The organism is Streptomyces sp. WAC 06738, from assembly GCF_003945505.1.
In the GTDB taxonomy this organism is placed as follows: Bacteria; Actinomycetota; Actinomycetes; order Streptomycetales; family Streptomycetaceae; genus Streptomyces.
This window is the reverse complement of the sequence record NZ_CP029618.1, coordinates 3,783,943-3,803,213: the sequence shown is the minus strand read 5'-3', so window position 1 is coordinate 3,803,213 and position 19,271 is coordinate 3,783,943. Positions and strand designations below refer to the sequence as shown.

At 74.9% G+C, this 19,271-nt stretch carries 14 protein-coding genes and 1 tRNA gene; 7 read left to right on the top strand and 8 right to left on the bottom strand.

Annotated features, from left to right (window positions below; translation table 11 throughout):
* Positions 1–200: 200 nt before the first annotated feature.
* The 4 genes from DMB38_RS16415 to DMB38_RS16400 form a co-directional block, all read right to left on the bottom strand.
* Positions 201–464 carry a hypothetical protein gene (locus DMB38_RS16415; protein WP_125935820.1) on the bottom strand — a complete coding sequence of 88 codons (264 nt, stop codon included), beginning with the start codon at positions 462–464 and terminating at the stop codon, positions 201–203.
* Positions 465–1,101: 637 nt separating this feature from the next.
* Positions 1,102–1,189 (bottom strand) — tRNA-Ser (locus DMB38_RS16410).
* Positions 1,190–1,283: 94 nt separating this feature from the next.
* Positions 1,284–1,691 (bottom strand): VOC family protein, encoded by a 408-nt coding sequence (locus tag DMB38_RS16405; protein ID WP_125935819.1) that lies wholly within the window; start codon positions 1,689–1,691, stop codon positions 1,284–1,286.
* A 135-nt stretch (positions 1,692–1,826) separates the two neighbouring features.
* Entirely contained in the window at positions 1,827–2,684 is an 858-nt protein-coding gene (locus DMB38_RS16400; RefSeq protein ID WP_125935818.1) for a bifunctional DNA primase/polymerase, read from the bottom strand.
* Positions 2,685–2,905: 221 nt separating this feature from the next.
* Here DMB38_RS16400 and DMB38_RS16395 point away from each other — a divergent pair, with 221 nt between their 5' ends.
* The 4 genes from DMB38_RS16395 (at position 2,906) to DMB38_RS16380 (ending at position 6,951) form a co-directional block, all read left to right on the top strand.
* Complete coding sequence (locus DMB38_RS16395; protein WP_206337702.1) at positions 2,906–3,211, top strand: hypothetical protein; 306 nt, start codon at positions 2,906–2,908, stop codon at positions 3,209–3,211.
* A gap of 251 nt (positions 3,212–3,462) precedes the next feature.
* Entirely contained in the window at positions 3,463–4,377 is a 915-nt protein-coding gene (locus tag DMB38_RS16390) for a glycoside hydrolase domain-containing protein (protein WP_125935817.1), read from the top strand.
* Between the two features lie 135 nt (positions 4,378–4,512).
* Positions 4,513–5,073 (top strand): SigE family RNA polymerase sigma factor, encoded by a 561-nt coding sequence (locus DMB38_RS16385; RefSeq protein WP_047016684.1) that lies wholly within the window; start codon positions 4,513–4,515, stop codon positions 5,071–5,073.
* 225 nt (positions 5,074–5,298) lie between these two features.
* Entirely contained in the window at positions 5,299–6,951 is a 1,653-nt protein-coding gene (locus DMB38_RS16380) for a long-chain fatty acid--CoA ligase (protein ID WP_125935816.1), read from the top strand.
* Positions 6,952–6,996: 45 nt separating this feature from the next.
* Here the strand turns inward: DMB38_RS16380 and DMB38_RS16375 are convergent, their stop codons facing one another.
* A complete protein-coding gene (locus tag DMB38_RS16375; protein WP_125935815.1) occupies positions 6,997–13,146 on the bottom strand; it encodes a PAS domain-containing protein in 6,150 nt (2,049 codons plus the stop codon).
* A gap of 666 nt (positions 13,147–13,812) precedes the next feature.
* Between DMB38_RS16375 and DMB38_RS16370 the strand changes: the two genes are divergently transcribed.
* Both DMB38_RS16370 and DMB38_RS16365 read left to right on the top strand, forming a co-directional pair.
* Positions 13,813–14,460 carry an ATP-dependent Clp protease proteolytic subunit gene (locus tag DMB38_RS16370; RefSeq protein WP_125935814.1) on the top strand — a complete coding sequence of 216 codons (648 nt, stop codon included), beginning with the start codon at positions 13,813–13,815 and terminating at the stop codon, positions 14,458–14,460.
* Between the two features lie 5 nt (positions 14,461–14,465).
* Positions 14,466–15,062 (top strand): ATP-dependent Clp protease proteolytic subunit, encoded by a 597-nt coding sequence (locus tag DMB38_RS16365; protein ID WP_125939078.1) that lies wholly within the window; start codon positions 14,466–14,468, stop codon positions 15,060–15,062.
* Positions 15,063–15,113: 51 nt separating this feature from the next.
* Here the strand turns inward: DMB38_RS16365 and DMB38_RS16360 are convergent, their stop codons facing one another.
* Together DMB38_RS16360 and DMB38_RS16355 are read right to left on the bottom strand one after the other, a co-directional pair.
* The gene (locus tag DMB38_RS16360; RefSeq protein ID WP_052770347.1) at positions 15,114–15,533 is read right to left on the bottom strand and encodes a helix-turn-helix transcriptional regulator; all 420 of its coding nucleotides are present in this window, start codon (positions 15,531–15,533) and stop codon (positions 15,114–15,116) included.
* 245 nt (positions 15,534–15,778) lie between these two features.
* Positions 15,779–16,378, bottom strand: a complete 600-nt coding sequence (locus DMB38_RS16355) for a DinB family protein (RefSeq protein ID WP_125935813.1) — start codon at positions 16,376–16,378, stop codon at positions 15,779–15,781.
* Between the two features lie 196 nt (positions 16,379–16,574).
* Here DMB38_RS16355 and DMB38_RS16350 point away from each other — a divergent pair, with 196 nt between their 5' ends.
* Positions 16,575–17,666: a methyltransferase domain-containing protein gene (locus DMB38_RS16350; protein ID WP_125935812.1), complete on the top strand. Its 1,092-nt coding sequence runs from the start codon at positions 16,575–16,577 to the stop codon at positions 17,664–17,666.
* Positions 17,667–17,849: 183 nt separating this feature from the next.
* Here DMB38_RS16350 and DMB38_RS16345 read toward each other — a convergent pair whose 3' ends face one another.
* Positions 17,850–18,854 carry a LacI family DNA-binding transcriptional regulator gene (locus DMB38_RS16345; protein WP_125935811.1) on the bottom strand — a complete coding sequence of 335 codons (1,005 nt, stop codon included), beginning with the start codon at positions 18,852–18,854 and terminating at the stop codon, positions 17,850–17,852.
* Positions 18,855–19,271: the final 417 nt, after the last annotated feature.

Here is a 19,271-nt window from a genome sequence, read left to right as displayed (position 1 = left end):
GTCGAGGCAGTTGAAGAGATCCAAGTCTGAAGAAAAGCCGATGGAACTGAGCCAGAAGAGGCTGATACGTGACAGTGTGACGACTGTGACATCCCCGAATGTTGCAGCCTCCTGTCTCAAGGGTGGTCTTGGATTCAGGAGGTGTCGCGGTCGTCCTGTTCTCGTCGTGTCGGCGGGAGCAGGAGGTCGCGCGGGGGGTGTTATTGGCCGGTTACGCGGCCGAAGACTCCTAGGTCTTCGCGGGCGCAGTCGTGGAAGGCGTTGATGCGCTGGAACACTGTGCGGTGTCGTTGGCGCCACTCGGCTAGGGTGCCCGTGATGCGGCCGGTGGCCTGCCAGTCGATCTCCTGGGCTATGGCGTTGACCTCGTGGCCGGCTTCTACAACTCGGTCGTTGCTGAGGAGCATGATGCGCTCGAAGGCTCGTCCGCGTAAGTGGGCGGCTTCGGCCAGCTCCGTCGTCAAGGCGGTGCGGCAGGCCACCGCAGGCAAAGGAGTCCGACGGCTCCCTGCGGTGTCTGATCCGTGAACCACGACCCGGACACTGCGTAGCGTTGCTGAGGTATCCCGTCCATCCACTCAAGTTTGGCGCCACCTGAGTTCACGCGTCGGCATGGATCTCAGTTCAACCACTAACCAGTGGTCGGACTGAGTGGTGCCTACGTGCCGGTTCGACCTCAATCTAAGGAAGAACCGAGCGGGTGGAATCGTCAGTAATCTTGTGGATTCTTGCGTGGTCCGGAGCAATCTCGATCTTGGTGTTCACCCTCCAAGGGCTGATTGAGCAGCTCAAGCAACTCGTTCGGTCAGTGCAGTCTCTCCGTTCTGAGTGGCATAGACACCGTGGAGATCGATCTCAGGATGGCGACGATCACGGACGGTAGGGCTGTCCAGTGGATGGGTGGTCATCGCCCCTCCACGGACGCTCCTCGGCGGGATCGATCGACAAGGTGGGTAGCGCGGCTGTCCTGGCCCACGCATGGCCCATACGCACTGGTCCAACCTGGGATTCGGTGCGCCAAGGTGAGACAGCCCCAGCTCGGCAGGGGCGCCGTCCGGACGCGGCGGTACCCCTGCTGAACTGGGGCTTTGTCACGTGCGGCGGAGAGTGTGGGATTCGAACCCACGGTGACGCAGGACGCCACGCCGGTTTTCAAGACCGGTCCCTTAGGCCGCTCGGGCAACTCTCCCTGCCGTCGCTCCGCGGCGGCAGGGACCAAGGCTAGCGGTTCGGGTGGCGGCGTTGCGGGCGGGATGGCGGTGGGGGTGAGGGGGTGGGGTGCGTTACGCGGATGTGGCGGCGGACGGGTCCATCCAGAAGATCTCCCACTGGTGGCCGTCCGGGTCCAGGAAGCTGCGGCCGTACATGAAGCCCTGGTCGTTGGGCTCGTTCGCGACGCCGCCGCCCGCGGCCAGTGCCTTGTCGACGATCTCGTCGACCGCCTCGCGGCTGTCGACGCTCAGGGCGAGGATCGCCTCCGTCGACGTGCCGGTGTCCGCGATCTCCTTCTTCGTGAAGCCCTTGAAGAACGGCTCCGTGAGGAGCATCGCGTAGATGTCGTCGGAGATGACGAGGCAGGTGGCGTTCTCGTCGGTGAAGTTCTCGTCGAAGCGGTAGCCGAGGGCGGTGAAGAAGGCCATCGAGCGGTTCAGGTCCTTCACGGGCAGGTTGACGAAGATCTTGTGCGGCATCGTGGTGGCCCCTCTCCGGGCTGCGGTCGTCGGCTTCTCGGGCCGCTTACACAGGGATAGACGGCACGGGGGCGGCCGACTCATCGGTGGGTCGGCCCGTCTCCCGGATTTTTCGCCGAGAGGGCCTGCCGCCCGTCATCGCGGCGTGTGTCTCGCCGCTGATGCCACCGTCGCCGTCGCCTCCCGCTCCGGCAACCCGGCCGTCATCGCCGCGCGGATCAGCGCCTCCGCCACCTCCCGGCCGTGGCCCGTCTCGTACGCGCGGCAGGCTGCCCAGAAGAGGCGGGCGTTGCGTTCGCCGGGGTGGGAGGCCGCGACGAAGCGGATCAGGGCGTCCGGCCGGCGTTCTTCTCCCGGAGGGTGCGGGGGCGGCGGCGGGGGGTCCGGTGGGGGCGGGGTGAGGAGGCGGAGCAGGGCTCGCGGGGCGGGGGCCGGGACGGGGGTCGAGCGAGGGGCGAGGCGGTACGTGCCGTGGAGGGTGCGGGAGCCGGGGCCGGCGAGGTAGCCGCCGGTGCCGCGGACGTCGACGCCGGGCGCCAGGCGGCCCACGGAGTTGGGGACCGTGTGGTCGGGGTGGCCCGTGAGCCAGATGTGACGGCCGCCTCCCGGGGTGAGGATCACCACCGTCGGTGGCAGCACGATCCCGTGCGCCGTGAGCAGCGACTCGAACAGCCCCCGCGCATCCGTCCCCGGTTTCACGTCGAGATCCAGCCCGATCAGGTGATGCGGCGGCCGGCCGCAGGCGATCCCGTACCCCGTCGCCCAGGGGGCGGCGGCGAAGAGGGTGTGTATCGCGGCGGTGTCCGTCGTCGCGTCGTACACGCCGTGGCCGATGCGCCCGCACTCCCCGCGGCAGGGCACCCGCGGCCAGTCAGCGTGGTGCGGGGAGCGGACCGCGGGCTGTTTCGCGCGGGACAGCGGGAAGACGGGCAGGCCGCGGCGGGCGGCGGCCAGCGCGGTGGTGAGGGCGTGGCTGTGTACGGAGCTGTCCATCCCTCCAGTCTCGTACATGTGTTCGAAACACGGAAGTGGGCGACTGTGCGGGTTTACCCGCCGCCGATCATGCCTGCGGGGGAAATGGGCGCCGGTCCGCGAATGTCCGGGAGCGGGTGGGAAACGATGCTCTCGCGACGTCGCACAACCGCCGGAGAGCCGGCCGGACCCCGGCCGGATCCCGGCAACGGAACCGTCTTCCGTTACATAGGAGGAAGCAGATGGCACGCACTCGCACGGCCCGCATCCTGGCTGCGGCAGCTTCACTGCCACTCGCTGTCGCGCTCTTCGGAGGGGTCGCGCACGCGGACAACGGGGCCGGAGCGTTCGCCAACGACGACTCCCACTCCGCGGTCGTCGGCCAGCTCGGCGGCGTCGGTGACGACAACTTCGGCAACAACGCCCAGACCCAGCAGGTCAACAACGGCGACGGCGGCTACAACGAGTCCAACACCGCCAACGTCCAGGGCTTCGGCAACGCCGTCGACCAGTCGGACACCGTGATCGCCTTCACCAACATCTGGTAAGGCTCACGCAGTTCGGGGTGCTCATGGGGATGGCCGCGCGGCCGCACCGTCACGGTGCGGCCGCGCGGTCGCGTCCGGGCCCCCCGGGGGGTGTCCGGCCCGTACGGGCCCGGGCGTGCCGCGTACGTCCGGCGCCCCCGCGTCCCCCGCCCCCCCGCGTCCCGCGTACGGGCCTCCCGCCGCCCTCCGGACGGCCCACCCGCGCGTGTCGCACCGGCCGCCCCGCCCGCCCGCGCCGTTCACTGCTCGGCATGCCTCCCGAGCCCCGCCGCCCCGCCCGCCGACTCCTCGCCCCGCTCCTCGCCGCCGCCGCCGTCTTCGCCGGCGCGCTCACCGCCGGCCCCGCCGCCGCCCCCGCCGACGCGGCCCCCGCCGCCACCGGCGTCACCGCCGCCCCCGCCCCCGTACCCGAAGACCTCCGCGACCCCCGCGACCTCGGCGCCCACGTCTTCCGCGGCCGCGCCTTCGACACCTGCCACACCCCCTCCCGCGCCACCATGTCCGCCTGGCGCGCCTCCCCCTACGGCGCCGTCGGCGTCTACTTCGCCGGCCGCGGCCGCGCCTGCCCCGAGCAGCCCCACCTCACCCCCTCCTGGCTCCGCGCCGTCCACCGCATGGGCTGGCGCGTGCTCCCCCTCTACGTCGGCTCCCAGTCCCCCTGCGTCGCCGCCGCCAACAAGGAGCACGTACGCATCGACCCCGACCGCCCCCGCGGCCAGGGCCGCGCCGAGGCCCGCGACGCGGTGCGCGGCGCCCGCGCGCTCGGCATGGCCCCGCGCAGCGCCCTCTACCTCGACATCGAGCATTTCCGCGGCTCCGCGGCCTGCAAGCGCACCACGCTCACGTACATGCGCGCATGGAACGAAGAGGTGCGGCGCCTCGGCTGGTTCCCCGGGCTCTACAGCAGCGCCAACTCCGGCATCCGCATGATCGAGCAGGCCCGCCGCGCCGGGCGGGACGGGCTGCCGTCCGTGCTCTGGGTGGCCCGCTGGCGCACCGCGCCCACGCTCTACGGTGAGCCGCACGTCGACCCCGCCGCGTGGCGGCCGCACCGCCGGATCCACCAGTACGCGGGCATGGTCGAGGAGCGGCACGGCGGCAAGCGGATCGTCATCGACCGCAACGTCGTCGACGCGCCGGTCGCGATCATGGGCCCCCGGACGTAGTACCCCGAAGGGTCCGCCGGCCGGCCCTCCACCTACGGGAGGTCCGGCCGGCTCGGTACCTACTCCCTCGGGTGGAGCCCGCATCGCGACCTACGGCCGATCCGCATACCCGGGTACCGCTCCTAGCGTGGAGCCATGTCCACAGCCAGCACCACCGACGCCCCCGCGGCGGCGGACACCGCACGACCGCCCCTGCCGACCTTCGCGGCGTACGTGCACCTGCGCGGACCGGTGCTGCTGCGCACCGCGCGCTCCCTCACCACCAGCCCGTGGGACGCCGAGGACCTGCTGCAGACCGCGCTGGCGCAGACCTATCTGGCCTGGGACCGGATCGAGGACCCGCGGGCCCTCGACGGCTACGTACGCCGCGCGCTGCTCAACACCCGCACCTCGCAGTGGCGCAAGCGCCGCGTCGACGAGTACGCCGCGGGCGACGACCTCCCCGAGCCCGCCCCCGTGCCCGGCCCCGACCCGGCCGAGCATCAGGCGATGCGCGACGCGATGTGGCGCGCGGTGCTGCGGCTGCCGGAGCGGCAGCGGGCGATGGTGGTGCTGCGGTACTACGAGGACCTGAGCGAGGCGCAGACGGCGGCCGTGCTGGGGGTGTCGGTCGGGACGGTGAAGAGCGCGGTCTCGCGGGCGCTCGCGAAGCTCCGGGAGGACACGGGGCTGGGGGAGATGGCGCAGGCGGCCTAGGGGGCCGAGGGCCACGCCGCGGCTTGTCGTACGGGCCGCGCGGCGGCTCTCGTACGCGCACGCGCAGGGGCCTGCGCGGGAGACGCACACGGGGATACGGGGGCGGACAGTCACCCCCTCCCGAGGTAGTGACAAGGTGCCCGGTCGCCACCAGAATCGGCGCCACCGTCTACTGGCGCGTAACCGCTGCGTGTCTCTGCGTGTCTTACCCCCGGGAGGCCCTCCGTGCTGAGCACGATGCAGGACGTACCGCTGACCATCTCGCGGATCGTGACCCACGGCTCGACCATCCACGGCGCCGCCAGGGTCCTCACCTGGACCGGATCCGGCGAGCCACCGCGGTCCAGGACCTACGCCGAGGTCGGCGCCCGCGCCGCGCAGCTCGCGTACGCGCTCCGCGACGAACTCGGCGTACGGCAGCAGGAGCCGGTCGGCACCCTCATGTGGAACAACGCCGAGCACCTGGAGGCGTACCTCGCGCTGCCCGCCATGGGCTCCGTGCTCCACACCCTCAACCTCCGCCTCGACCCGCGCCAGCTCGTCTGGATCATCAACCACGCCCGCGACCGCGTCCTCCTCGCCAACGGCACCCTTCTCCCCCTCCTCGCCCCGCTGCTGCCGCACCTCCCCGCCGTCGAGCACGTCGTCGTCGCGGGCCCCGGCGACCGCGCGGCCCTCGACGGCACCCACGTCACCGTCCACGACTACGAGGAACTCCTCGCCGGCCGCCCCGAGTCGTACGACTGGGCCGTCCTCGACGAACGCGAGGCCGCCGCCCTCTGCTACACCTCCGGCACCACCGGCGACCCCAAGGGCACCCTCTACAGCCACCGCTCCGTCTACCTGCACTCCCTCGGCGTCCTCGCCGCCGAGTCCTTCGGCATCACGGTCCACGACCTCGCGCTGCCGATCGTGCCGATGTTCCACGTCAACGCCTGGGGGCTGCCGCACGCCGCCTTCATGGCCGGCACGTCCCTGCTGATGCCCGACCGCTTCCTCCAGCCGGGACCGGTCGCCGAGATGATGGAGACCTGCCGGCCCACCATCAGCGGCGCCGTCCCCACCATCTGGCAGGCCCTGCTCAACGAACTCGACGCCCGCCCCCGCGACGTCTCCTCCCTGCGCACCGCCATCGTCGGCGGCACCGCCTGCCCGCCCCAGCTCATGAAGGGCTTCGAGGAGCGGCACGGCATCCGCGTCGTGCAGGCGTGGGGCATGACGGAGACCTCGCCGCTGGGCTGCATCGCGCACCCGCCGGCCGGTCTCGAACCGGCGGAGGAGTACCCGTACCGGCTGAAGCAGGGCCGCTTCCCCGCCTCCGTGGAGGCGCGGCTGCGCGGCCCCGACGGGAGCCTGCTGCCGAAGGACGGCGAGTCGGCGGGGGAACTGGAGGTACGCGGGCCGTGGATCGCGGGCGCGTACTACGGCGGCGCGGACGGGGAGCCGTTCCGGCCGGACGACAAGTTCAGCGAGGACGGCTGGCTGCGCACGGGCGACGTCGGCACGATCACGGCCGACGGCTATCTGACGCTCACGGACCGGGCGAAGGACGTCATCAAGTCGGGCGGCGAGTGGATCTCGTCGATGGAGCTGGAGAACCACCTGATGGCCCACCCCGACGTCGCGGAGGCGGCGGTCATCGCCGTACCGGACGAGACGTGGGAGGAGCGGCCGCTGGCGGCGGTGGTGCTGCGCGAGGGCGCGGAGGTGACGGACGAGGAGCTGCGGACGTATCTGGGGGAGCGGATCGCGAAGTGGCAGTTGCCCGAGCGGTGGGCGCGGATCGGCGAGGTGCCGAAGACGAGCGTGGGGAAGTTCGACAAGAAGGTGCTGCGGCGGCGGTACGCGGACGGGGAGCTGACGGTGACGCGGCTGTGAGCGGGCCGGGGGCGGGTGTGCACCCGTGGCCGGCCGCCGTGCCGGCTACGTGGTGCCGATCTTGGCCAGCAGGTCGACGATCCGGTTCTGCACCTCGGCGCTCGTCGACCGCTCCGCCAGGAACAGCACCGTCTCCCCCGACCGCAGCCGCGGCAGTTCCGCGCGGTTGATGTCCACGGCCGTGTAGACCACCATCGGGGTCCGGTTGAGCATCCCGTTCGCGTTCAGCCAGTCCACGATGCCCGTACGCCGGCGGCGGATCCGCATCAGGTCCATCACGACCAGGTTCGGCCGGAAGCGCGTCGCCAGGTCCACCGCGGCCTCGTCCGACGTGGCGTGCATGACCTGCATCCCGCGCCGCTCCAGCGTCGCCGCCAGCGCGTCCGCGATGTCGGGGTTCTCCTCGAAGAGGAGCACGCGCGGCGGGTGCTGCTCGCTGTCGCGCGGCGCCAGCGCCTTCAGCAGCACCGCCGGGTCCGCCCCGTACGCCGCCTCCCGCGTCGCCTGCCCGAGACCGGCCGTGACCAGCACCGGCACGGACGCCGCCACCGCCGCCTTGCGCAGCGACTGCAGCGCGGTGCGGGTGATCGGGCCGGTGAGCGGGTCCACGAAGAGCCCCGCGGGGGAGACGGAGATCTGCGCGTCCAGCTCCTCGCGGGAGTGGACGACGACGGGGCGGTAGTTGCGCGCGGTCAGCGCCTGCTGCGTCGCGGCGTCGGGCTCGGGCCAGACGAGCAGCCGGCGCGGGTTGTCCAGCGGTTCGGGCGGCATCTCGTCGTCGAGCCGCAGCGGGGTCGTCTCGGGGTCCTGCGCGGCGACCTCGATGACGCCGTGGCGCCCGTCGAGCGGCTCGGGGCCCTCGGCGGCGGAGGCGTCGGGGGCCCCTATGGCGAAGGCGCGCCCGATGGCGTCCCGCCGGGCGGTGGTGCCGGGGCGGGGCGCGGGGCGGTGCTGAGCGTGCGGCGGGTGCTGCGTGTGCTGCTGCGGGGGCGCGTCCGCGGAGGGCGTGTTGCCGCCGCGCGGGGGCGCGCCGTCCCCGGGGGACCCGGCGCCGAGGCGGCGCCGGCGGCTGCCGGTGTGCTCGTCGGCGGAGTCGTACGGGTCGTGGGTGGGGGCGTGCGCGGGGGCCCCGGCGTAGGGGTCGTACGCGGAGTCGTGGGCGGGGTCGTACGGGTCGTGGGGGTCGTGGGCCGGGGCTCCGGCGGGGGCGTTCCGGCCGTGGGTGCCGGTGCCGGTGCCGGTGTTCTGGCCGTGGGTGTCGCGGGGGTCCCGGGGGGTGTCCTCGGGGCCGTCCTGGGGACCCGGGCCGTTCCGGGGGCCCTGGCTGCCCTGGCCGCCCTGGCCGCCCTGGGAGGGCGGGCCGCCCCGGCCGCCCTGGGTGCCCTGGCCGCCTTGCGCCGGTGAGCCGGGCTGGTCGACGTAGGCGACGCCCTGGCCGAGGGTCCGCACGCTGATGGGGCCCGACTGCTGCGCCGGGAGCGCCGGCATCGCCGGGGTCGCGGCGGAGCGGGCGAAGCGGGTGGCGCCGCCGCGTCCGGCGGGGGCCTGGGCGGAGCCGGACCCGGCGGGGCGGGGTCCGGGGGCGTCGGCGGGGGTGGCCTGGGCGTGGGCCGGGTCGGGGGCGTTGCGGGGCGGCGCCTGGGGCGCGGCCGCCGGCGGGGTGTCCTGCGCGGGGACCGCGGGCGGGGCGGGGGCCGCCTGGGCGGCGGCGGGGTCGGCGGTCGCGCGGCGCGGGTCGACGCCGCGGGCGGGGGTCTGCATCCCGTGCCGCGGGTCCACGGGCGCGGGGGTGTGGCCGGAGGCGGGGGCCTGGGCCGGGCCCTGGGCGGCCGGGGCCTGCGGGCCGTGCTGGCGCGGGACGTTGCCGCCGTGGGTGCGGGGGTCGCCTTGCGTACGGGGGTCGTCCTGGGCGCGCCGGTCGCGGGGGTCGTCCTGCGGGCGGCCGCCGCCCTGCGTACGGGGGTCGTGCTGGGCGGGCACGGCCGGGGCGGGGGCGCCGCGCCGGGGCTGCGGGGCGTCCGTGGCGCCGTGGCCGGGGTGCGCCGTCTGCGAGGTGCGTACGGTACGGACCTCGCCCGTGTCGTCGCCGGAGGCGGCGCCGCGGTCGCCGTCGTGAGGGTAGGGACCGGTGTCCGGGTCCTGCACGGGGCGGCCGGTGCCCCGCCGGGGCCGGGGCGCGGCGTAGGGAGGCGGGGCGTCGTCGTAGCCGCCGGGGTTCTGGGAGTGGGGGTAGGGACCGGTGTCCGGGTCCGGGGCCGCGGGACCGGGGGGCAGCGCGGGCGCGCCCTGCGGGGCGTCGGCGGGTGCGGCGGGGCGGCGGCGCCGTCCGGTGGGGTGCTGCGGCTGCGCGGGACCGACACCGCCGGGAGGCACAGGGGTGCCCTGGTTCCGTACGGCGGGGTCGGTGGTGCCCTGGGGCAGTTGCGGTGCCCCGGAGTTCTGCCCGGCGGGCAGGGCGGCGGGATGCCCGGTCCCGCCCCGGTGCCCGGCGGGATCGGCGGGCTCCAACTGCCCCGCGGAAACCGCGTCGTCGGTGCCGCCCCGGGCAACGGAGGGCCCGCGTCCGGCACTTGCGGGCTCGTCGTACGCGCCGGCCGGGCCGCGGGGGCCGTCGGGTTCCGCGTATCGGCCGGGGTCGCGCCGCGCCCGTGCGGGGCCGCGGCCGGGTCCGTCGTCGTACGCGCCGCTGCCGGCCGGGCCCTCGGGGGCACCGGGGCCCGCGTAGCCGGTGTCGTCGTAGTCGCCGGGGGCGGGCGGGCCCGCGTATCCGCCGGAGTCGTTCCGGGTACGGGACCGGGCGTCGCCCGGGTGCGCCGCGTCGCCGTACTCGCCTGTGACCGGGTCGCCGGGGTCGCCCCGGCCCGCGTAGGCGCCGGGGTTGCCGGGTGTCCGGGGGCCGGGCGCGGCCGCGTCGCCGTACTCGCCCGCGGGGGCGTCGGGGTCCGCGTACCCGCCCCGCTCGTCGCGCGTACCGGGGCGGCCCGCGGGGGCGTCGTGTCCTCCGGGCGACTGCCGCGCACGGGAAGGGCCGCGGCCCGCGTCGTCGTACTCACCGGGGCCCGCCGTGTACGCGGGCCCGCCCCGGCGACCGCGCGCCGGGTGGCCGCCCGGGGCCGCCGGGTCGTCGTACGCGGCGGGGTCCTGCGGTCCGGCGTGGCCGGGGGTGTGGCCCGTACGCGAAGGGTGGGCTGCCGGCTCGGTGTGCGCACCCGGGCCCATGTGGGCGCCGGGGCCGGTGTGGGCGGTGGGGCCGCCGGGGGGCAACGGGCCGGGACCGGCCGGGCCGTTGGGGCCGACCCGTCCGCCGGGGCCGCCGGGCGCCGCGGGGCCGACCGGCCCGCCGGGCCCGCCCGGACCTGCCTGACCACCACCGGGTCCGCCGCGCCCTCCCGGGCCTCCCGGGCCGCCCGGGCCTCCGGGCCCCATCGGGCCGCCCGGGCCCATCGGGTCGTCCGGCCCCATCGGGTCGTCCGGTCCCCCGGCTCCGCCCGGGCCGTCGAACCCGCCCTGGCCGCCGTGCTCTCCGGGGCCGCCCGGAGCGGTCTGCCCCTCGAAGCCGGCCGGGCCGCCCGGCCCGCCCCCGGGTCCTTCCGGCCCCGCCGGGCCGCGTCCTACGGGCCTGCGGCGGGCGCCCGTCGTGGGGTCGCCCGATTCGGGGCGGTCCTGCTGCGACGGGCTGCCCGGGCCCTGGCCCACGGGCCGGCGGCGACGGCCGCGACCCTGCGTACCGGGGAGGGCGTGGCCGACCGCCGCCGCGCCGGTGTCCACGACGCCGGCCCCGCCCGCGTCGCCCGTACCGCCCGCCGCTGCGACGGCCCCGGTCTCCGCACCGTCCGGCCCGCCGTTCCGTGCGCCCTCCGGGCCGCCGCCACCCGGCGCCGGTGCACCGCTCCCGCCGTCGTACGCGCCCTGCGGCCCTTCCGGCACGGCCCGCCGCCGGCGTCCACCGGCTCCGCTCGTGCCGTGCGGCGGCGTCGGGCCACCGGGAGCCGCCTGCCCGGCGACGCCGCCGGCCGCCTCGGGCGCCGCCGCACTCTGCGGCGTACCGTGCCCCGGCGTGTGGCCCGGGTCCTGGACGACCGCCGGCCCGCCGGCCTCCGCCGCACCGGCCCCGCGACCGCCTGCCGTATCCGCACCGCCGCGCCCCGAACCGCCGCGCCCCGTACCGTCATTCGCGCCCTGCCCCGGCGGCAGCCCCGCCACCGCGACGCCCTCCGCGGGCACCCCCGCACCGGGCCCGCCGGGCCCGCCGGGAGCCCCGGCACCCGCCGGCACCCCCGCCGCCGGTGTCGCCCCGCGCCGGCGCCGGCCCGTACCCGTACCGCCGGCACCCGTACCGCGCGGGGGTGTTCCCGCTCCGTCGCCCGGCTCCTCGGCCGGGGGAGCGGCACGCCGCCGCCGCCCGCCACCCGTACGCCCGGCACCGCCGCCGGAAGCCCCGCCCCCGGCCGTACCGTCCGCGGCGCCGCCACCCGTACCGCTCCCGGATCCGGCGGACCGGCCACCCGACCCGGCCCCGCCCGAGGCACCACCCGACGACGCAGAAGACCCCGAAGTCCCCCGCCCCGGCGCCTCCGCGCCCGGCATGACCGTCGTCTCGTTCCCCGTGTCCCGGCCGCGCCCCGACGTCTCCCGCCCCCGCGCCACCCGTGCCGCGGGCCCCGCCGCCTGCACCGGCACCTCCAGCAGATACGCGCCGCCGCTCTGCCCCGGCACCTCGTGCGTCTGCAGGATCCCGCCGTGCAGCAGCGCCACGCCCCGCGCCAGCGGCTCGTGCACCGAACCCGCTCCGGCCGCCGCCCCCGCACCGGCGGATCCCGTAGGACCGCCACCGGCACCCCGCGGCCCCTGCACCTCTATCCGCACCACGTCGCCCCGCCGGGCCGCCGCCACCACGACCGGCGCGTCCGACGCCCCCGCCGTGCGCTGCCCGGTGGCGTCGATGCCCGCGACCTCCGCGATCAGGTGCGCCAGCGCCAGCGCCAGCCACCGCCCGTCCGCCTCGATCTCCATCTGCGGCGCGTGCACGACGAACTGCGCCCGCCCGGGACCGATCAGCTCGTCCGCACCCTCGGTCGCGGCGTGCACCACGTCCTCGAGGTTCACCGTCTCCACCGCGAGCCGCGCCTTGCCGGAGTCCAGCCGCTGGAAGTCGAGGACGCTGTCGATGAGCGCGGTCATCCGCCCGTAGCCGGCGGAGAGGTGGCGCAGCGTCTGGTTGGCCTCGGGCCAGAGCTGCCCGGCCGGGTCGTCGACGAGCGTGTTCAGCTCCGCGCGGAGCGTGTCGAGCGGGCCGCGCAGCGCGACGTCGAGCACCGCCTGCAACTGTGCGAGCCGCGCCTCCAGCGCGTCGCGCCGCCGCCGGTCGGTGAAGGCGAGGACGGCGCCGACGAGTTGGTCGCCGTCGCGCACCGGGGCGGTCGTCATGTCCACCGGCACCGGCTGCCCGTCGCGGCCCCAGAGGACCTGGCCGCGTACGCGGTGCTTGCGCCCCGAGCGCAGGGTGTCGGCGATCGGCGTCTCCTCGTACGGCAGGGGGGTGCCGTCGGGGCGGGAGTGGTGGATGAGGGGGTGGAGGTCGGCGCCGCCGAGTTCGCTGGCGCGGTAGCCGAGGATCTGCGCGGCGGAGGGATTGACGAGGACGACCTTGCCGGTGGTGTCCGTACCGACGATGCCCTCGGCGGCGGCGCGCAGGATCATCTCGGTCTGGCGGCGCTGCCGGTGCAGCTCGGCCTCGATCTCGGCGGAGCCCGTGAGGTCCCGTACGACGAGCATCAGCAGCTCGTCGCCCGTGTAGTGGTGGCCGGGCGCGTACGGGGACTCGCCGCCGGGGCCGTCCTCCAGGTCGGCGCTGGTGACCTCGGCGGGGAAGGCGCTGCCGTCGGTGCGGCGGGCGGCCGTGCGCAGCGGCTTCGTCCGCTCCTCGGGGCGCAGCCCCGCGTCGGGCGCGACGGAACCGGTGGAGTCGCCGCGGGGGCGGCGCATGGAACCGGGGATGAGCTGCGGGTCGAAGTCCGGCAGCAGGTCGAGCAGCCCGCGGCCGACGACCGCCGCGCCCGGCCGCTCGAAGGTCTCCAGCGCGACGCGGTTCGCGGCGACGACCGTGCCGTTGGTGTCGACGAGGAGCAGCGCGTCGGGGAGCGCGTCGAGTATGGCGGCGAGGCGAGCAGCGCCTCGGGATGGCCGGCTGCTCACGACGAACTTCCTCCTCGACGACCGTTCTTGCTGTGCGGTGCGGCCGGCCTTCGCGCCGTCGCGCTTCCCGTACGCACCGCGTACACCCCGTGCGCGCCGGTGGCCGTGCCACGAGAGGAGTCTACGGTCCCCCGTTGCCCGGGGGACGGCGGATGAGAATCGTCACGCCGCCACCACAACTCCGCGGGGTGCCGCCGGGGGGCCGCCGGAGGGGTCCCGGGGCCGTGCCGCCGGCGGGTGGCGCGGGCGGTACGGCCCCGGGCGTCAACTGCCCGGCGCCGGGGGCAGGGTAGGGGAAAAAGGGAACGGGGGGACGGGCGGCACGTAGACGGAACGTGACGATTCCGGCGGCCGCAAAAGCCGCGCGCCACCGCCCTGAACGCATGTCGCGCCGCCGTTCGTGCGGCTGGCCACCGGCCGGTCGTCGGCGGTTTCTTCACCGGCTGGACACAGGTCCTGATCCGGCCGGGCGCGGGAAGCACACCGTGCGTCGAAAGCGCCCCAACGCACCACATCGCCCGTAGCCGCCGATGCCCCCCGGCTGCCCGCACCCGCCGTACCTCTGCCACGGGCGAATCTGCCCCGGGCAAAGATCCCTCCCCTTCCGGCCGCCTCCGGCAGACCGTGGAAGCAACGCAAGCAGCATCCGTCCACGAGGGAGGCACGATGACACCACCGGCCCGCACCGCCCTGACACCGCGCGCGGAAGAAGAGGACTCACCGCCCCCGTCGAGGTTCGACGACCACCTGGCCGCCCAGCTCCTCGGCCAGCGCATCGTCCTCCTCGGCACGGAGGTGACCGACGCCTCCGCGAACCGCGTCTGCGCGCAGCTCCTCCTCCTCTCCGCCGAGGACCCGCGCACCGACATCGCGCTCTACGTCAACAGCCCCGGCGGCTCCGTCCACGCCGGCCTCGCCATCTACGACACGATGCGGCTCATCCCCAACGACGTGGCCACGCTCGCCATGGGCTTCGCCGCCAGCATGGGGCAGTTCCTGCTCACGGTCGGCACGAAGGGCAAGCGCTTCGCGCTGCCGCACGCGCGGATCATGATGCACCAGCCCTCCGCGGGCATCGGCGGCAGCGCGGCCGACATCGAGATCCAGGCGGACAACCTCGCGTACAGCAAGACGCTGATGGAACGCCTCCTCGCCGAGCACACGGGGCAGGACCAGGCGACGATCGCGCGCGACGGCGACCGCGACCGGTGGTTCACGGCGGAGCAGGCGAAGGAGTACGGGATGGTGGACCAGGTCGTCGAGTCGCTGGCCGACATCCGCCCGGCAGGTTCGAAGCGACGGATGGGGCTGTGACCACCATGAGCCAGTACACGATCCCGAACGTGGTCGAGCGCACGGCGCACGGCGAGCGCGCGTACGACATCTACAGCCGGCTGCTCTCGGAACGGATCATCTTCCTCGGGACCGAGATCGACGACGGCGTCGCGAACGTCGTCATCGCCCAGCTCCTCCACCTGGAGTCGGCGAGCCCCGGCAGCGAGATCTCGATCTACATCAACTCACCCGGCGGCTCGTACACCTCGCTGATGGCGATCTACGACACGATGACGTTCGTCGGCGCCCCCATCTCCACGTACTGCGTCGGCCAGGCGGCGTCCACCGCGGCGGTGCTCCTCGCGGGCGGGGAGAAGGGCCGCCGCTTCGTCCTGGAACACGCGCGGGTCCTGCTGGGCCAGCCGGCGAGCGGCGTGCGGCGCGGCACGGTGTCCGACCTGAGCCTGGAGGCGAAGGAGATCCTGCGGATCCGGGCGCAGATGGAGGAGGTGCTGGCGCGGCACACGGGCCACGACGTGGCGACGCTGCGGGCGGACACGGACAGGGACAAGGTGTTCACGGCGCAGGACGCGGTGGCGTACGGCCTGGCGGACCAGGTGATCAGCAAGCGCCACCTGTGAGGGGGACCGGCGCGGCGGGGGCCGCCCCGCCGTGCCGCCGCCCCGGGGGGATCAGGCGGCGAGCCGGACGTCGCCGGAGCGCGAACGCGCGCTGGGCAGTTCGGTGACGGAGGACAGCCCGGCGGGCCGCTCCCGGTCCCGCCCCCGGTCGCGTACGGCGGAGAGGCGGACGATCTCGCCGTGGACGAGCACGAGCAGGTCGGCCAGCCGCAGCCCGAGCGCCTGCGCGGCGGCGGCGAGGACCTCGGACGAGGCTTCCTTCAGCCCGCGTTCGACCTCGGAGAGGTACGGCATGGAGATCCGCGCGGCGTCGGCGACGTCCTTCAACGTACGCTCCTGGGCCAGCCGCTCCCGCCGCAGCACGCCCCCGACGACCTGCCGCCACAGCGGCTCGCGCCCGTCGCCCGCGTCGGGCGCGGGGGGACGCAGGGGAAGGACGCGGGCGGGGCGGTTCGGCGCGTGGTGGGTCACGGTCTCAGCGTAGGCGGGTGGGGCGAGGAGGGAAGGGGTGGGCGATCTGCCAACGGCAGAATCGCCGAAGGCGAACGGGGGGAGGCTTCGGTATGGAAGAACCCCCGGGGGGCCGCCCCCAGTCCGGCGCCCCGGGCCGCGCCTCCCGAAGCGGCGCCCCGCCGGGCCAAGCCTCCCTGGGCCAAGCTTCCCCGGACCAGCCTCCCCGGACCACGCCTCCCCCTGCCGCTCCCCCTTGCCGCGACTCACTCCCGCCCCTGAGCCTCCCGGGCCGCGTCCTCGACCCGTCGCCGGTAGGACTCCCACCAGGCGCGGTCGCCGTCCGGCATGTTCTCGTTGCCCCGCCGCAACCCGGCGGCGCCGTCGACCAGCTCGCGGACGATGTCGGCGTGCCCGGCGTGCCGCTGGGTCTCGGCGAGCATGTGGACGAGCACGCGGTGCAGCGACACCTCGGCCCGGTCGTCGGGCCAGTGCGGTACGCGCCCGAGGTCGTCGAGGGCGAACGCCTCGATCGTCGCGTCGGAGTGCGCGCAGGCGCGCTCGTAGAGGCGGACGATGTCCTCGCGGGACTCGTCGGCGGTGGCCCACATGTCGACGTTGGGCACCTCGGCGTCGGGACCGTCGAGCCAGGGCACGGTCTCGCCGAAGGGCCGCCCGAAGGTGTCGCCGAAGTACGCGGTCTCGCAGCCGATCAGGTGCTTGACGAGCCCGAGCAGGTTGGTGGCGGTCGGCGTCAGCGGACGCCGCATCTCGTACTCGGACAGCCCGTCGAGCTTCCACAGCAGCGCTTCGCGGGCGGCCCGCAGATAGCGGTGGAGGTCCGCCTTGGGATCGGTGTCGGCCATGCCCACCAGCATCGCACTGCACGGGCGGATGGCCACCATCCGCCCGCGCCGGGGGGGGCGCCGCCCGTAGGATCGGGGGCATGTACTTCTTCCACCTGCGCTAGGCGCCGTCGGCGAGGCGAGGATCCCCCGTCGCCGACGAGGCGGGGCGGCGTGGCGCCGTCCCGGGCCTTGGCGTGGGAGAAGAACAGTCATCATGCGCGACGACGCACATTTCGTCGCTCGGTCCGCACGCGGTCTGGAACCGCAGTTGGCGGCCGAGATCCTGCAACGCGAACTGGGCAGCATCACCGCGGTCGGACACCGCTCCGTGCACTTCAGGGCCCGGCGCCCGTACGACGCGGGGGTGACCGGGCTGCGGACGGCGGACGACGTGTTTCTGCTGGCGGCGAGGGGGCGGGACGTAGGAACGAGAAAATCGGCGGTCCCGGCCCTGACGGAACTCGCCTCGGAAGCCGACCCGGCGGGACTGCTGGACCACCGCGACACCCTGGCAGGAGCAGGCACCGTGAACCCGCAGGGGGTGGAGGTCTCGGCGTCCTTCCTGGGGAGGCGGAGCTTCAACAGGTACGACGTGGAGGACGCGGTCGGCAACGCGCTGGCGGCGCGTCTGAAGGTGCCGTACCACGCGCGCCGCACGAAGGGGGCACCCCCGCCGGACTACGCGTCGTGGCGCCTGACGCTGGACGGCACCGAGGCGACGCTGATGCTCCGCATCACCCCGCGCCCGCTCCACCGCCGCCCGTACAAGCAGGCGACGGTACCGGGAACGCTGCACCCGCCGCTGGCGGCGGCGATGACGAGACTGGCGGACATCGGCCGCGGCCACACGGTCCTGGACCCGTGCTGCGGCGCGGGCACGGTGCTCATCGAGGCGGCACTGGCCCACCCGGAGGCGGGGCAGTACCGGGGTTACGACATAGACGAGACCGCACTGAGGGCGGCAAGCGCGAACAGGACGAACGCATCGCTCGACCGCATCCGCCTGGAACGGGCGGACGCGGGCAGACTCCCCCTCCCGGACGGGACGATCGACCGCATCGTGTGCAACCCGCCGTGGGGCACGCAGGTCGAGGCAAGGGCCCGGTTGGCGAGGACCCCCATGGCCTGGTGGCGAGAACTCCACCGCGTCCTCACCCCCACCGGCACCGCAGTACTCCTCCTCCCCACCCCGACCCCCTTGTCCCCCGCGATCCAAGCGGACCTACTCCCCACCCACACCCAACGCATCCACCTCGCAGGCACCCCCACGTACCTGATCAAACTGGAACCCGGAAAGCCGCGATGACGCGGCTCCTCCTCGGTGCCGGCGGAGTGCTCGGCGAACTCTCCGCCCTGTCAGCGTGGTTGGCCGCGTCCTCGTGAAGACCACGCCGATGGTCAACAAGCGCCGGCCTGACGCACGGAGCGATGTCCTCGCCGCGGGAGTCCCCCGGGGGCCGTCCCTGCGGGGCCGGCGCTGCGCCCTCCGCTACCCGGGGCCGCAGCCGCAGCTTAGGCGGGGTACGAGGGTCGCGGTGGCCGGGGGCTCTTCTGTGGTGCCGTTGAGGAGGAGGTCTACGGCGCGTTGGGCCATGGTCCGCAGGGGTTGTTCCGTGGCCGTCAGGGCGGGGGCCGTATACGCCGCGTCGGGTGTGCCGTCGAGGCTGACGACGGCCAGCCGTTCGGGCACGGGGACGCCGTGTGCCCTGGCCCCGGCGAGCACGCCGATGGCCTGTTCGTCCGTTGCCGTGACGAGCGCCGCGGGCATCGTCCCCTCGCCGATCAGACGCCCGGTCAGGTCGGCCGCCGCGGCACGCGAATACGCGCAGCGCAGCAGCAGCGGCCGGGAGCCGCCGGCCCCGGCGACCGCCGCCTCCCACACGGCTCGGCGCCGGCCGACGGGTCCGGCGTCCTGCGGTCCCGCGAGGAAGGCGATGTCGGCGTGTCCGTGTGCGCGCAGGTGCGCGACGGCCTGCCGGACCGCCGCATCGTCGTCCGCCGTCACCGCCGCGACCTCCACTCCTTCCGGCTGGTTGTGGACGTACACCGCCGGGACACCGGCCCGTTGCGCCTCGGCCGCGACGTCCGCCCCGCCGTCCGCGGAGACGATGACCAGCCCGTCGACCTGGGCGGTGAGGAACCGTTCGGAGAGGTGTTTCTGCCGGTCGGGCGAGTATCCCGCGTTGCCGATCAGTGTCAGCTTCTCGTGCAGTTCGAGAGCCTGCTCGACGTGCCGGGCCAGTGCCCCGAAGTAGGGGTTGGACGCGTCGGCGAGGATGAGCCCGACCACGCCTGTGGTGCGTGAGCGCAGGGCGCGGGCGATGCGGTTGGGCCGGTAGCCGAGTTCGGCCGCGGCGGCGAGGACGCGGCCGCGGGTGTCCGGCGCGACCGGCCGGGGGCCGTTGTTCATCACGTAGCTGACGACCGCGGTGGAGGTCCCGGCCGTACGGGCCACGTCCGCCAGCGTCGGCGCCTTGGCTTCTCGTCTCGTCATAGGTCTTGCATCGTCTCATCTAAACGATTAGATATGAAGCGTGAACGGATTCTTCCCGGGCCGCGTGATAGCCATGGGCTCGGTCAATCTCGACCGGATCCTGCGCTGTCCCGTCCTCCGGCGCCCTGCCCGTATGGTCCGACGACCGTCGACCGGTGCTGGTGGTCGACGAAGTCGAGGCCCGGCAGCTCACCGGGGCCGACGACCCCCGATCCGCCGCCCGGATCCCGGCCCGGACGGCCTCCGGCGCGGTCGTCACCCTGGGTGGCGGCGGGGCACTGGCCGACCGGGGCGGTGAGTGCGAGCACCTCCCCGCCCCCACCGTGACCGCGCCCCCGCGACCTCGTCCGTATGCAGTCCCGCTGACCCACGGCACGTGCACCACACACCCACCCGACCCGTCATGAACGGAGCACG

Excerpts from the sequence above, each read along its gene's own strand:
- DMB38_RS16370 (WP_125935814.1), top strand. The coding sequence starts at position 13,813 with ATGACACCACCGGCCCGCACCGCCCTGACACCGCGCGCGGAAGAAGAG.
- DMB38_RS16365 (WP_125939078.1), top strand. The coding sequence starts at position 14,466 with ATGAGCCAGTACACGATCCCGAACGTGGTCGAGCGCACGGCGCACGGC.
- DMB38_RS16400 (WP_125935818.1), bottom strand. The coding sequence starts at position 2,684 with ATGGACAGCTCCGTACACAGCCACGCCCTCACCACCGCGCTGGCCGCC.
- DMB38_RS16350 (WP_125935812.1), top strand. The coding sequence starts at position 16,575 with ATGCGCGACGACGCACATTTCGTCGCTCGGTCCGCACGCGGTCTGGAA.
- DMB38_RS16385 (WP_047016684.1), top strand. The coding sequence starts at position 4,513 with ATGTCCACAGCCAGCACCACCGACGCCCCCGCGGCGGCGGACACCGCA.
- DMB38_RS16355 (WP_125935813.1), bottom strand. The coding sequence starts at position 16,378 with ATGGCCGACACCGATCCCAAGGCGGACCTCCACCGCTATCTGCGGGCC.
- DMB38_RS16390 (WP_125935817.1), top strand. The coding sequence starts at position 3,463 with ATGCCTCCCGAGCCCCGCCGCCCCGCCCGCCGACTCCTCGCCCCGCTC.
- DMB38_RS16395 (WP_206337702.1), top strand. The coding sequence starts at position 2,906 with ATGGCACGCACTCGCACGGCCCGCATCCTGGCTGCGGCAGCTTCACTG.
- DMB38_RS16345 (WP_125935811.1), bottom strand. The coding sequence starts at position 18,854 with ATGACGAGACGAGAAGCCAAGGCGCCGACGCTGGCGGACGTGGCCCGT.
- DMB38_RS16405 (WP_125935819.1), bottom strand. The coding sequence starts at position 1,691 with ATGCCGCACAAGATCTTCGTCAACCTGCCCGTGAAGGACCTGAACCGC.